11 protein-coding genes are annotated in these 13,630 nt (G+C 66.6%); 4 read left to right on the top strand and 7 right to left on the bottom strand.

Annotated features, from left to right (window positions below; translation table 11 throughout):
- The first annotated feature begins 2 nt into the window (after positions 1–2).
- On the top strand, positions 3–1,403 hold the full coding sequence (locus ACLJPX_RS09595) for a UDP-glucose dehydrogenase family protein (protein WP_410599750.1): 1,401 nt from the start codon (positions 3–5) through the stop codon (positions 1,401–1,403).
- A 566-nt stretch (positions 1,404–1,969) separates the two neighbouring features.
- On the opposite strand, the gene ACLJPX_RS09590 is transcribed toward ACLJPX_RS09595, so the two are convergent.
- The 5 genes from ACLJPX_RS09590 to ACLJPX_RS09570 are packed head-to-tail and all read right to left on the bottom strand — an operon-like array spanning position 1,970 to position 7,139.
- On the bottom strand, positions 1,970–3,184 hold the full coding sequence (locus ACLJPX_RS09590; RefSeq protein ID WP_410599749.1) for an MFS transporter: 1,215 nt from the start codon (positions 3,182–3,184) through the stop codon (positions 1,970–1,972).
- A gap of 23 nt (positions 3,185–3,207) precedes the next feature.
- A complete protein-coding gene (locus ACLJPX_RS09585; protein WP_410599748.1) occupies positions 3,208–4,254 on the bottom strand; it encodes a GNAT family N-acetyltransferase in 1,047 nt (348 codons plus the stop codon).
- Between the two features lie 22 nt (positions 4,255–4,276).
- Entirely contained in the window at positions 4,277–4,978 is a 702-nt protein-coding gene (locus ACLJPX_RS09580; protein WP_410599747.1) for a YqcI/YcgG family protein, read from the bottom strand.
- 9 nt (positions 4,979–4,987) lie between these two features.
- Positions 4,988–5,827 (bottom strand): class I SAM-dependent methyltransferase, encoded by an 840-nt coding sequence (locus ACLJPX_RS09575; RefSeq protein WP_410599746.1) that lies wholly within the window; start codon positions 5,825–5,827, stop codon positions 4,988–4,990.
- Positions 5,828–5,885: 58 nt separating this feature from the next.
- Complete coding sequence (locus tag ACLJPX_RS09570) at positions 5,886–7,139, bottom strand: arginine deiminase family protein (RefSeq protein WP_410599745.1); 1,254 nt, start codon at positions 7,137–7,139, stop codon at positions 5,886–5,888.
- 498 nt (positions 7,140–7,637) lie between these two features.
- On the opposite strand from ACLJPX_RS09570, the gene ACLJPX_RS09565 reads away from it, so the two are divergent.
- Both ACLJPX_RS09565 and ACLJPX_RS09560 read left to right on the top strand, forming a co-directional pair.
- A complete protein-coding gene (locus tag ACLJPX_RS09565; protein WP_410599744.1) occupies positions 7,638–7,865 on the top strand; it encodes a hypothetical protein in 228 nt (75 codons plus the stop codon).
- 85 nt (positions 7,866–7,950) lie between these two features.
- Positions 7,951–8,649, top strand: a complete 699-nt coding sequence (locus ACLJPX_RS09560) for a GAF and ANTAR domain-containing protein (RefSeq protein ID WP_410599743.1) — start codon at positions 7,951–7,953, stop codon at positions 8,647–8,649.
- 176 nt (positions 8,650–8,825) lie between these two features.
- Here the strand turns inward: ACLJPX_RS09560 and ACLJPX_RS09555 are convergent, their stop codons facing one another.
- Complete coding sequence (locus ACLJPX_RS09555; protein WP_410599742.1) at positions 8,826–9,245, bottom strand: OsmC family protein; 420 nt, start codon at positions 9,243–9,245, stop codon at positions 8,826–8,828.
- A gap of 1,524 nt (positions 9,246–10,769) precedes the next feature.
- On the opposite strand from ACLJPX_RS09555, the gene tkt reads away from it, so the two are divergent.
- Positions 10,770–12,977: a transketolase gene (tkt, locus tag ACLJPX_RS09550; RefSeq protein WP_410599741.1), complete on the top strand. Its 2,208-nt coding sequence runs from the start codon at positions 10,770–10,772 to the stop codon at positions 12,975–12,977.
- A gap of 44 nt (positions 12,978–13,021) precedes the next feature.
- On the opposite strand, the gene ACLJPX_RS09545 is transcribed toward tkt, so the two are convergent.
- Positions 13,022–13,576, bottom strand: coding sequence for an alpha/beta hydrolase (locus ACLJPX_RS09545; protein WP_410599740.1), 555 nt, complete (start codon positions 13,574–13,576; stop codon positions 13,022–13,024).
- Positions 13,577–13,630 lie beyond the last annotated feature (54 nt).

The raw sequence follows: 13,630 nt of genomic DNA, 5'->3' as shown, positions 1-13,630 counted from the left end.
CAATGTCCTCACCGCGCGTCGTCGTCATCGGAACCGGATACGTCGGGCTCACCACGGGCGCCTGCCTGGCCTCACTGGGACACACCGTGGTGTGCGCCGACACCGACCAGGGCAAGGTCGACCGGCTGACCGGCGGCAGGGTCGACATCCTCGAACCAGGGTTGGCCGATCTGGTCACCACGGGTATCGCGAACGGCCGGTTGAGCTGCGTGAGCACCACCGAGCCCTGGTTCGCGCAGTTCCTGGGGCAGGCGGAGATGGTGTTTCTTTGTGTACCGACGCCCATGGGCGCCGGAGGCCTCGCCGATCTCAGCATCCTCGAGTCGGTCGTGAAACAGATCAGCGACGTGCTTCCGCCCGGCTGCACCTTGGTGACCAAGTCCACCGTGCCGGTCGGCACCGCGACAAGGCTGACGTGGATCCTGCGCCGCGACGACGTGGCCGTGGTGTCCAATCCGGAATTCCTCCGTGAGGGCACCGCCGTGCGGGACTTCCTCCATCCGGATCGGATCGTGGTCGGTTCGGCGTGCCGGGAAGCGGCCGGACGGGTCGCGGCACTCTACGCGTCGCTGAGCGCTCCGACCGTGCTGACCGACGCCGCTTCTGCCGAGCTGATCAAGTACGCCGCCAACTGTTTCCTGGCCGTGAAGCTGTCCTACGCCAATGCCATCGCCGAGCTCTGCGACCGAGCCGGCGCCGATGTCGTCGACGTCGCCGAAGGCATGGGATACGACCGCCGGATCGGTCAGGAGTTCCTGGCGCCGGGCCCGGGCTGGGGAGGCTCTTGCCTACCGAAAGACACCTCGGCCCTGCTGCAGCTCGCGGACTCCTTGGATTTCGAGTTCCGTCTGGTCCGGGCCGCCATCGACACCAACATCCGCCAGCACAAGCGGGTGGTGGACAAGATCCGCGACGTCGTGACGGGAACCCGTCTCGGTTCGTTGAGTCAGGTGCGGTTGGCGTTGCTGGGGCTGACCTTCAAAGCTGGAACCAACGACCTGCGGGATTCGCCCGCGCTGGCCGTGGCCGCACTGTTGCGCGAGGCCGGTGCCGAGCTGGTGGCTTTCGATCCTGCCGTGCACCCGGGCGACGGCCAGGCAGCCGGTCTCCCGTTTGCCTTGACGGACAACGCCTATCAGGCCGCACGCGGAGTCGACGCGATCGTCGTCCTCACGGAGTGGCCCGAGTTCCGGGAACTGGATTGGCCACGCCTGGCGGCGGCGGTCCGCATCCCCACCGTTGTCGACACCCGCAATTTGCTCGACGCCGATTCCCTCATCCAGGCGGGCTTCAGCTGGACGGGGCTGGGCCGGCCCCCGCACACCGCTCCGAGGACGACCACTTCGGTACGCATCGACGCGGCGCAGACCGGCGAATCCCCTTTTCGCGAAGCACTATTGTGACGAGGGGTCGTGAGTGCCAATTCGGGTTCTAACCCGCAACGCCACTCACGACCGAAAAGCCGCTGGTCCCGGCCGCCGTCAAGGCCACGCCGAACGGCACCTGCACACCGGCCTGTCCGACCTGGCCCGGCACGCCTTCGACCGCCGCCTGCCGGTAGACCTGCCCTCAGCCGCCGATCTGGCGCCCGGCGTCCGGGCTGCGACCTGCTCGCCGAACTTGACGAGACCCGAACGGTGCTCTCTTGGAGCATGCCAACGCCAGCGGGACGCCGGCGAGCTCCCCGGCTACGGCCCAGTCCTCGAACCCGAGACCACCGAGGACCACTCCGCCCACTCGAAGCGCGCCATGGCCCGGCACATCGTCGCGCTCGTGCGGACACAGCTACAACACGATGAGGTTGACCCCCATATGGGATTGACTACTGATTCAACGCCAACCGGATTCGCGTGCGAGGCGGGATGGCTTCGACGCGATCACAGGCGCCGAGTCGCGAACATCGGTAGTCGGCTTCGGCTCCCGCCAGCCTTCCTCCGTTGTTGCCGGTCTTGAGACAAGAAGCCGTCCGCTACCTGTTGACGTGACGCTTGCCCTCGGCGGGGAACGGTTGGTGGCTCGATAAATCGGGCAGTCCGCGCTTGCCGGCGCCGTGGGTGAGCAAGGCGGCTGCCGCTCCCATGACGGCGATCCCGGCGAAGCCGAAGAAGACGGCCGACTGCCAGGCTGCCAGAAGTCCGGTTGCGACAAGCGGTCCCGCGACCCAGCCGAGGTCCGAGATCAGGCCGAACCAGCCGAAGGCTTTGCCTTGGGCGCCTTCGTTGACCATTGCGAGGCCGGTGCGCACGCCAACGAAAACGATGGGTTGCAGGCTCATCAGAATCAGGAAACCCGTGACGTAGGCGGGGAAGGTGCCGAACAGTGGTGGAAGGCCGAGTGCGAGGGCTTGCAGGCCGAGCGCCGTGGCGGCGAGCAGCACCGGGGCCCGTTTCCCTGTCAGGTGCCCGGCCAGTGGGGAGACCACGGCGAACACGCCGAGGCCGCAGAAGAACAGGAGCGAGATCGAACGGTCGCCGATGCCCAGTTCGTCGTGGACGAACAGGGGCAGGACCGGCTCGAGCGCGGAGTAGAGGAAGTTGTTGAGCAGGTCGATCAGCCCCAGGCCCGCGACCATGATCCACAGTGTCCGGCGGGGTAGCCGTAGGCTGCCGCCTGAGACGGGCGCCGCGGTGTCCCCGCTGTGCGCTGGAGATTTGTGCCGGACGCAGAGCAGCAGTCCGGCGCTGGCCACGGTCAGGACGGTGCCGAGGATGAAGGCCCCGGAGAAGGTCAAGGCCGGGGACAGCAGCGCGACCAGGCCCGGTCCCGCGGTCATGCCGATGACGGCCGCTGATCCGAACCACCCCATCGCCTGGCCCGGACTGGTGCCGGTAGTGCGGGCCAGGTCGGTCACCAGCCGGTACAGCGCAGGCATGCTGAACCCTTCGCCGAGGCCCCACACCAGCCGGCAGACGACCACGCCGGTCGCGGACGTCGTCGCGGCCAAGGCCCCGGTCGCCACCGCCGCGGTCAGCAGGCCCATGATGGCCACCGCCCGCGGCGAGTACCGGTCGGCGGCCCAGCCGCCGAGGGGCTGGACCAGGGCTTTGACCGCGGTGAAGCCGCTGAAGGCCAGCCCGATCATCAAGGCACTCATCCCGTAGTCGTCGCGCAGCGTGGGGACGAAAGGGATCAGGATGGTGTAGGCGACATTCTGCAGCGAGGCGGTGGCTAGCAGCGCGGTCATCGCCGCACTCGGGAACCGCCGCATCACTGGGCCAGGAACGCGGTGATACGCCGGTCCATCTCGCGCAGCGGAGCCAGGATGTCGTCCGCGGTGTCTCCGAGTGGGTAGGCCAGCGTCGTCAGGACCGTCGGGGTGAAGCCGTGGCGTGTTTTGAACTCGAAGGTGCCCCTGCCGAGGTCGAGTTCGCGGCAGCCGAGGTGCATGGCCAGGGCGATCGTCTCGCGGAGCAGGAAGACATAGGGGTGGTACACCCGCAGCGCCGAGTAGTCGACACCCGCGGCCCAGACCAGCAGGCAGTCGTCGTGGAGGAAGGCGATCGAGCCGGCGAGGATCCTGTCGTCGTGCTCGGCGGTGAGGAGGACGGCGCCGGGCACTTCAACGATCGCCAGGAGGGTTTCGAGGTCGTAGAGCGGCGGGTTCCCGTGTTCCGTCGCCGACTGTTCGCTCAGCGCCAGGAATTCCGCGAGCTTGCCGCGAGCGTCACGTCCCCACCGCCGGTGGAACGTGACTTTCTGTTCGATGGCGCGCCGGTGACGGCGGCGGATGTCGGACCGCGCGGAGCGGCCCAGCGTGGCCATGAACTCGTCCTCCGAATCGGGCAGTACCGCGCGGCAAGTGGCGTCGAGTCGTATTTCCGCCGGTGACCGGCGCGCCGACCGCAGGTGGTCGAGGACCGGACCGGGTTCGAGGTTGGTGACCAGCAGGAGGGGGCATCCCCACTCCGTCGCCTGTTCGAATGCCTCGTCCACCACTTTGACCGCGTCCGGTTCGGTGAGGCGGTTGAGGGGACTGGAAATCGCGTACACGCTGGAAAGGAACGCGACGTTCCCGGGCAGCACGTCCGCCATGCCGGCGTCGTCTTCGTAGCCTCGCCACAGGGCGGACCCGCCGAGCCGGTACAGCGGGACGCCGGTCACCTCGTCGTGGTCGTCCAGTCCCGTCAGGACGCGGTCCGCGAGAGCGGGCTCGACCGTCGCGTTCAGCCACGCGTCGTGCCAAGACGGATCGGCGAAGACCGCTCCGCAGGACCGGGTGGTGGCGGCTTCGGGCTGCGGAGCGGTCTTCGTCATCGACGTGCCCTTTCTGTTCTGATCAGGCGGTGTGCAGGGGGCATGTGCGGGGAAGGGGATCGTTGCCGTCAGGCAGGGCGTACTGCTTCCATTCCCGCATCTGGGGATCGCCGTAGGCGAGGAACTCCAGATCCGGGTGGGGCGGTATGTCGTCCCAGCGGCGCACGCGGTCGTAGATCCGCGTGCGGATGGCTTCACCGCCGGGGTCCTGCCGTTCGACCCCGGCGAAGATGCGCCGTGGCTGGAAGCACAGTGCGAAGTGGCTGCCCACCCCGCGGCTGCGTCGGTGCCGATAGCCGGGGATGCTGGGAAAGACGAACATCGGTTCCCCGGCGAAACAGAACTCCCACGCCGCGTCGTCGGGATCGCGCGGGACGTCCGCGGGCCAGGGTGCCGGATCGCGCTCGTGCAGCCACTGCAGCGTGTTCCAGAACCGCTGCTCGTCGGTGTCCAGGTCCGTCGTCTCGTCGAAGAAGACGGTCAGGACGTGCCGGTTACGCGGTGCTGTCCGGGACACCTCGGCGAAGCGAGCCAGCGTCGACGGCAGGGATGTCAGATCGTCTCCGACGACGAAGCTGTACCGCAGATGCCCCTGGCGCTCGGCCTGCCCGGCGAAGTAGCACGGATATTCGGGATCGAGCAGCACGCCCACGAACTCGGCGTGTGCGTCCTCGACCCAGCGCGGAGCATCGTGGTGCGCGATGTCTTCACCGGTCAACAGCATGTCATCTGCTCACAGCGGCTTCGCGGCTTCGACGAGCAGGTGGTAGCCGAGATGGTTGAACGGCGGGACGTCGGACAGCGTGGCTTCCAGTGTCTGCACGACCGAACGAATGCCCTTGTCCGCGAGCACCTGCTCGGCGAGCCACACGCTGATCGGGGAGTTCCCCTTGAGATGCGTCACACTCATGCCCGCGCGGGCGAACAGCAGGGAGAGCTCGTCCGGCGTGAAGCTGAACCACGGGGCGCGCAGCTCTTCGCCCGCCTGGGTCTGCGTGAAGATCAGTTCCTTGTTCTCGACGTCGGTGACGTCGACTTCGGCGAACCGGTCACCACTGAACATTCGCTCGAAGACGCCGTTTTTCACGCACAGCAGCATTCGGCCCCCCGGCTTGAGGACACGAGCGATCTCACTGAAGACACTCTGCCGATCGGACAACGGGATATGCATCAGCGCCAGCATGCTGGTGACGACGTCGAACGAATTGTCAGGGAACGGCAACGAGGCCATATCGCCCTGGCGGAAGTCGATGTCGACTTCTGCAGCTTTGGCCTTGGTGCGTGCTTGGTCGAGCATCGCCGCGGTGAGATCGAGCCCGGTCATACGCGCCCCCGCCAGGGCGAGCGGAATGGTGAACCTACCGGTGCCACAGCCCATGTCCAGCACTTTTGTGCCGGAATGAACCTTCGCCATGAGGAAACGCATCTCCGAATCGGTGAACATGTCGTCGGCGTGCCCCACGCCCGGGATGCGCTCGTCGTATTCCGCCGCGAGCTGCTGGTATACGTTCTGCACGGTCTGCTTGCCGATGGCGGCATCGGCGGCATCGCTGCGTTCGTACAAAGTGGTCATCATCGATCTCCTCTGTGTTACATCGGCGACGGCCAGATGCCGCCGCCTACGGTTGGTTTCAGTCCCGGAGAACCGGGCACGACATGCAGTGCGGCCCGCCACGGCCGCGAGCCAGTTCGCCACTGGGCAGGGTCAACACCTCGAAGCCGGCCTTCTCGAGCGCGTCGTTGGAGTAGCGGTTACGGTCGTAGGCCACGACGACGCCCGGGCGGATCGCCAGGACGTTGGCGCCGTCGGCCCACTGTTCCCGGCGTCGCGTGAACAGGTCGCCCGCGGCCGAGACCTGCCGCACAGCCGGCACACCGAGCAGGCCCGCCAATTCGGCGAACAAGTCGTCCACGGCGGTAAGCGCCACGTCACCGTCCCGGTCCAGCCGGACACGAAAGACCGCCAAAGACGCGATGTGCTCACCGCTGACCAGGAACGTGTCCCAGTCCACCATCGTCATTACGGTGTCGAGGTGCATGGTGCTGCGGGCCTCCGGCAGCCTGACGAGCAGCGCGGATTCGGCTTGGCCTTGAGTCAGGAGTTCCCGGGCGAGTTCGGTGGCACCGGCGGCCGACGTGCGGCAGCTCACACCGATCAGAACGCAGCCGTTCCCGGCGACCAGTACATCCCCGCCTTCGACTGCCGGGCCTGGCTCCGGCCCGGATCTCAGCGTTCGGGCACCGGCTCGCTGCCATGCATGGGCGACATACTGTGCTTCACGTCGCCGGACGCCAGTCGCGAAACGAGTGCCGACCAACGTGGTGCCTACCCACGTGCCACTGTCGCGTACGAACACCGCGTTCGGCAATGGGTCCACGACGTAGTGCTGGGCGAGGTCGGCTGGTCCGGGCACCGCACCTCTGGCGTTGTCGAACTCCTCCTGAGTGAGGCCTGACAAAAGAATCTCGCACATGTCGAAGGGCGAAAGCTGTGTCAAGTACTCGCGGACCTGGCCGACGACCCGTGTCCCGTGGGTTTCGCTGCTGATACAGAGATCAGTCCACGCCTGGATCGTGTCATCATAGGTCAGGCTGTTCTCCAAGAGATCGCGAAGCTCGACAATCTCGACACCTCCGGCTTCGATAATCGAGCGAAAATGGTCATGCTCCGCCTGTGCTGCCGTCAGCCACGGTACATCGTCGAACAGCTGGGAATCACGATTTTCGGGAACTATCCGATCGAGCTCTCTCCCTGGGCGATGCAGAACCACTCGTCGTAATTGTCCCACTTCTGAGTGGATCCCGACCTTGCCATTCCACGCAACAGTTTCAGTTGTCGTAGATCCACATTGCCGGTCATTCGGAATCCTTTTGTCGATCCACATTCTGCGTCCCCCGATTTTTTGTCGTGTAGTGCGGGCTACCCGGGGCAAAAGAGGGCAAACTTGCGAAAATGGGCTCTACACGGTTGGCGTAGCCCGAGGCGAAGAAGCTACCGTCCGCGGCTTGTTGAAGAGGAAGTCAGAGTTAATGTTCGTAGGCGCGCCGGAGGTGATCTGAAGGCACCTCTCGCCGCGTTTCATGCGGTGGTGGAGGCTTCGGCCTGGTCAGACGTGGTTCAGCGCAACTTGCCAGTTGTTCCTGTCTCGGTGTTCACCGCCAGTGAGCAGGAATTGGTGAGCTGCCTTCTGAGGTAGGAGATCGCTGCTCGCGATCGCGCGGAACGTGAGGCGGGCAAGGCGGCCATGGGGGCAGGAATGCTCGGGGCGCCGGATTCGCCGGCTACATGGTCCTGCTCTTTCCTGTCGATGGCTCTGTGGTTGGGCCTTGCCGACGGACTCGTGGGGACCGTGTGGGGATTGCGAGCGCTGACGCTACTCGGTGTGCCGATTCTGCTCAGGGCCGCGCTGGTCGGCTGCCACGCGGTTGCCGCATTCGACGACGAAGAGGGCTGGTCACCGAACGGAGACACTCGGGCATTCGGTGGGCGAGCGCCGTGCCTGTTTGGCAGCGCGCTCACTGCGGCGGTTACGGCGCACGATCGCCTGGTCCTGGGAGCTATCCGTGTTTTCGGGCGGATCAACGTGGGCACTTTCATGGTGCGGCCGTGACCTCGGGACGAGGGGGACCGTGGGCCAGAGGCGACGTCCAGGCTCGCTACGGTGATCCGATCGCGGTGGATGGAGGAGGCAGCCGGTGAACGAGCAGGAACAGGCAGTCGGGAGAACCGTGGGCGCCGTGCTTGGCGGGATCGCTCGCACGCTGCAGTCGGAGCCCGATGTCGAGTCCACCCTCGCGGCGATCGTGAAAGGTGCCGTCGACCATGTCAATGGCGCCGAGTACGCCGGAATCTCCTTGGTCGAGCGCGGGCGCAAGGTCCGCACCGTCGCGCCCACCGACGGCCTCGTCGCCACGATCGACGAGGTGCAATACCGTACCGGTCAAGGCCCGTGTCTCGACGCCATCGCCGAACATCAGGTATTCCGCATCAGCGACCTGACCACGGAGAAACGCTGGCCCACGTTCACGTCGAAGGCGGCCGCGATCGGGGTCCGCTCGATGCTGTCCTTCCGGCTGTTCGTCAGCGAGGCCACACTCGGCTCGCTTAACCTCTACGCGAGCGCACGGGACGTGTTCAACGACCAGGCCGCCGACGACGGCCGGATGTTCGCGACTCACGCCGCGATCGCGCTCGCCGGTGCGCAGACCGAAGAACGCCTGCACGTCGCTCTGGAGCGCCGTGACGTGATCGGAACGGCCAAGGGCATCCTGATGCAACGCCACAATGTCGACGCGGTACAGGCGTTCGCGATGCTTGTCGACGCGTCCCAAGCCACCAATGTGAAGCTCTACGAGGTCGCCCTGTGGCTGGTCGGACACCGCGGCGAGGTTTGACCGCGGACGCCGCGACTGCCGCAGCCTGCGTCCGGGTGCTAGTAGCGGTGGTTCGCCCGAGTGCAGGGTGTGGCCAGCGTTGTCCGTGTTTCAGGAACATGCCGTACCCGCGTAGGTCCGTTGACTTCGGCCGCGCGTGCCATCTCCGTCTCGGCGCTCGAAGACAGAAACGAACCTCAGCCGTCGTCACTCGGCGACGGGGATGCTTCGTCTTCGAGGTTCACGGGCCAGCCGTTGACCAGCGGACAGTGGATCACTGCCTGGTCCAGAACGCTCTGCCGCCGCGTTTGCGGGATCTCGGGCAGCGACACGGAAAGCCGCGCGTCGACGCTGTAGTCCAGTGCGGTCTCGTGAATCAGCTTGACCTGTCCGCGGACGACGCTGCCTGTGGTGTCAAGATCGCTGGTGGACGCAACCACGACCACCGCTTGATGCAGACACGTGGCCAGCGCCGCGGCATACAGCCGCTCCGGGTTCCAGCCGTCGCCCGAACCGTCCTGATCATCGGCCATCGAAAGCCCGCCCGGCCCGACACCTGGCCCACTGACCTCGCCGCCCTGGGAAATCGCTTCCGCGTTCCTGATCGCCATTGCCATCGCTACCCGCCTTTGAATCGACTTCGCAACGTTTTGCGGGTACCCGCAGGGGCAGGGTTAAACCTCCTCGCGGAGAGCTGCTGAGCGGGGGCTGTCCTGGTGGAACTCCCGGCCGGGCGATGCGGAGACGTCGCTGCCCGAGGTTCGGCGTCAACCAGGTTTCAGGGGTCTTGCCTGGGTAAACCGATGCGCAATCAATTCATTCGTCGAAGATTCTCGGTCGCGAGACTGTAAAAAGACGCCAGGGGAAGCTACGGTGTGAAGGTGCGAGGTTGATCTCAGCTTCGCGCTTGTCACAACAGTCCCGCCCGCGGCACCCTGGTCCCGGCTTCGCGTGCGATCCGTCGATGCGCCCGCTAGTCCCTTCGTCATAGCGAAGGCTCGCTCGCAGGCTGTGTCAGGGGTGTGCCAACTGTTCCGGCGACTATGTCCGAGCCTTCGTTCCGCTGCCCGCACGAGTCTTCCGGTGCACGTACTCCACCGGCCTGCTGATCCTTGCGGAGCATGCGATTGCCCGTGTATTCGATTCTGTCCGATGCGTACAGAGTGCCCTAGGCGTCGATCGTGTCTGTTTCGCCGGTGATCGTCCGTCTCGGCCACAGGTATGCGGCGGTCAAGACTGAACACGGAGAACCTTGTGGTCACGAGAATCATGATCAACCGCGACAGTGCTGCCATCGAATGCGAGGTATGCGGTTACGTCACTGTGCATGTGGCGCGGCTCGTCACCGACACGGGTGTCGAGGTGGGAAAGACTCTCGTCTGCCTGTTCTGTCGCCGTCACCGCGCTCCCGACAACGTACGGTCCCATCAGGTACTCAATGAGACCGGGTGATTGCGCATGCTGCACGCGGAACCAGAAATGACGTCATTCCACCGATAACCGTCAGCCAGGTGGAAGTGGTCCTTGTCTGTTCGGAATCACGGTTGGTGAAGCCGTCGCTGATGGTTCGGTGCGTGTGCTCGTATGACCTGCCTCGCGCAGCAGGTGCCAGGACTCCGGCGAGCGTCCGGAAACTCGAAATACGCAACGGTCGCGAATCGGTTTGTCGTGGCCGGGCAAGGGTGTCTCGATATCGGAACAACTTGTGCGTCGTGCTGACGAACTACTTTCTCCTGTCCGGGCTGTCCTTGTCGAGGTGTGCACAACCTTTCGGCAGCCTCGACGGGCCTGTGGTGGTCACGCTGTCCCCCCGGCATCGACCGCTACGCAGATCGGCCGGTCCCGTTCCAGAGGAGCGCCTCCTGTCGGGACGGGATCGGCCGAGTCATCGTTGATCAAGCGCGACCACCCCGGCCGCGTCCAGTAACTCGGCGCCGCTGGCCGTTATCGAAGTCGGCTATCTGACCAACTATGAGGATCGCGAACTCCGGGACCTACACCGCCGACGACATCCTCCGGCACGAAGCGGGCTAAGGGGCGGTTGGGTTTGAGGCCGCCAGGTCTCGGCTACCCCGGACGAGTACAGCCTCAATGGACGCCCCGGACCCGGCGACTCACGCATCCGGGAAGGACCCGTCTCCATGACACGTTCGGCCACCACCCCCGTCCGCCGCGATCCGTCGCTCGCCCCGCCCGTCGCCGATGCCGCAGGGTGGACTGACGCGGATGTCCGCGCGGTGGACACGGTCCGGGTCCTGGCGGCCGACGCGGTCCAACGGGCGGGCAACGGCCACCCCGGCACCGCGATGAGCCTCGCGCCTCTCGCATACCTGCTCTTCCAGCAGGTCATGCGGCACGACCCAGCCGACGACCAGTGGCTCGGACGGGACCGGTTCGTTCTGTCCTGCGGTCATTCGAGCCTGACGCTCTACCTACAGCTCTATCTGTGCGGTTACGGCCTGGAACTGTCCGATCTGGCCGCGCTGCGCACCTGGGACTCCGCCACGCCCGGGCACCCCGAGTATCAGCACACCCGCGGCGTGGAGATCACCACCGGCCCGCTCGGACAAGGGTTCGCCAGTGCCGTGGGCATGGCACTCGCCGCGCGCCGGGAGCGTGGACTGCTCGACCCGGACGCGCCGGCGGGGGAAAGCCCGTTCGACCACCACGTGTACGTCGTCGCGTCCGACGGCGACCTGATGGAGGGGGTCACCGCCGAGGCCGCCTCGCTGGCGGGGCACCAGGAACTCGGAAACCTCGTGGCGTTCTACGACGCGAACCACATCTCCATCGAGGACGACATCGACATCTCCTTCAGCGAAGATGTCCCTGCCCGGTACGCCGCCTACGGCTGGCACGTGCAGACCGTGGACTGGACCGGCTCCGGCCGGTACATCGAGGACGTGGACGCGGTCCTCGCCGCCACGCATGCGGCCAGGGCGGAGACGGGCAAACCATCGCTCATCGTGTTGCGCACCATCATCGGCTGGCCCGCGCCGACCAAACAGAACACCGGCGCGGCTCACGGTTCGGCACTCGGCGATGAGGAGATCGCCGCCACCAAGACCCTCCTGGGTTTCGACCCGACGGAGAGTTTCGTGGTGGAGGACGCGGTGCTCGCCCACGCCCGCGAAGTCGGTGATCGTGGCCGGGCCATCCACGAACACTGGCAGGGCCGCTACCTGGAATGGCGTGCCGCCGATCCGGGTCGCGCCGCGCTGCTGGACCGGCTGCGGGAGGAAAAGCTTCCCGACGGCTGGATCGACGCCCTGCCCAGCTTCCCCGCGGACGAGAAGGGAATGGCCACGCGAAAGGCGTCCGGGCAGATCCTCACGGCCCTCGCGCCGGTGCTCCCCGAGCTTTGGGGCGGCTCGGCGGATCTGGCCGTCAGCAACAACACCACGATGGAGGACGAGCCGTCGTTCGTCCCCACGGGCAAACAGACCGCGCAGTGGCGGGGTGGTCCTTACGGCCGCACCCTGCACTTCGGGATCCGCGAGCACGCCATGGCCGCCATCCTCAACGGCATCGCGCTGCAGAGTCTGACCCGGCCTTACGGTGGCACCTTCCTGGTCTTCAGCGACTATCAGCGGCCCGCGATCCGGCTGGCTGCTCTCATGCGGCTCCCTGTCACCTATGTGTGGACCCACGACTCGATCGGTCTGGGGGAGGACGGCCCGACCCACCAGCCCGTCGAACACCTCGCCACGCTCCGCGCTATCCCCGGACTGGACTTGGTGCGCCCTGGCGATGCGAACGAGACGGCCGTCTGCTGGCGCCGGATCCTGGAGAACCGGGACCGCCCCGCAGGGCTTGCCCTTACCCGGCAAAACGTCCCAGTCGTCGAACGCGGTCCCGGTGGTCTCGCTTCGGCTGAGGGCGCCGCCCGCGGAGGTTACATTCTCGCCTGCACCGGAAACCCGGACGTGATACTGGTCGCGACCGGCTCGGAGGTCCAGATCGCCCTCGACGCCCGGAAACTGCTCGCCGACGACGGCGTCGACGCCCGTGTGGTGTCGATGCCTTGCCGCGAGTGGTTCGCCACGCAGGAACTGTCCTATCAGGACGAAGTGCTGCCACCGGCGGTGCGGGCGCGCGTGAGCGTCGAGGCGGCGATCGCCCAAGGCTGGCGTGACGTCGTCGGGGACGCGGGCCGAACCGTCTCACTGGAGCACTTCGGGGCTTCTGCTGACTACCAGAGGCTCTACGACGAGTTCGGGATCACGCCCGCGTCCGTCGTGACCGCGGCGCACGACAGCCTGAGCGACGCGGCGGGGCCGACCCGTCCCGGCGGCGCGCAGCAGACCTCGGCGCCGGTCACCGGTGGCACCGGTGACCGCCCCGCCTGACCCGCGGCTGAACGAGCCGACGGACCGGCGGGTCGCCCGATACCTCAGATTGTCGCGAATGACACGTCGGCCAGGATTCGGGCCAGCGCGCCGCGGGAATCCTTTGGGGCCTTGTCGAGCAGGGTCGCGGCGGTGAAACCGGCTGCCAGTCCGTCGAAGGTCCGGTGGCGGCGCACCATCGCGTGCCCGCCGTGGTCGACTCGGATCACACCGACCCGAGCGGTTCGGGAGAGCCGTTCCGCTGCGGCCAGTGCCCGGTGCGGGCTCGCGACACGGTCTGCCGAGCCGTGCACGAAGAGAACCCGGCAGCCGGAAGCATCGACGTCGCCATCGCGGGGATGGAGCCACGGTGCCAGCGCGACGACGTTGCGCACGTTCGCTTCGCCGGAGCTCAGGATCGCCGCCCGTCCGCCGAGCGAGTGTCCGATCAGGCCTATCGGTGTCGATGGAGGAAGCTGAGCGCGAATCCGTTCCAGTGCCCAGTGGACGTCGTCGAGCGGGGTGTGCGTGCCTCCCCACCCACGCGTCGAGTTCAGCAAGCGCCACACCGCCAGCCGGCCGCGGCCGGCACGGACGACGCGGTGGGCGATCGGGATCATGCGCACCACCGAAAGCTGGCTCGGGCTCACCGGTACGGCACCGCCTCGGCCGCC

Source organism: Amycolatopsis sp. lyj-90, assembly GCF_046549035.1.
GTDB lineage: Bacteria > Actinomycetota > Actinomycetes > Mycobacteriales > Pseudonocardiaceae > Amycolatopsis.
The sequence above is the reverse complement of the archived record's forward strand: the minus strand, read 5'-3'. Positions and strand labels throughout refer to the sequence as shown.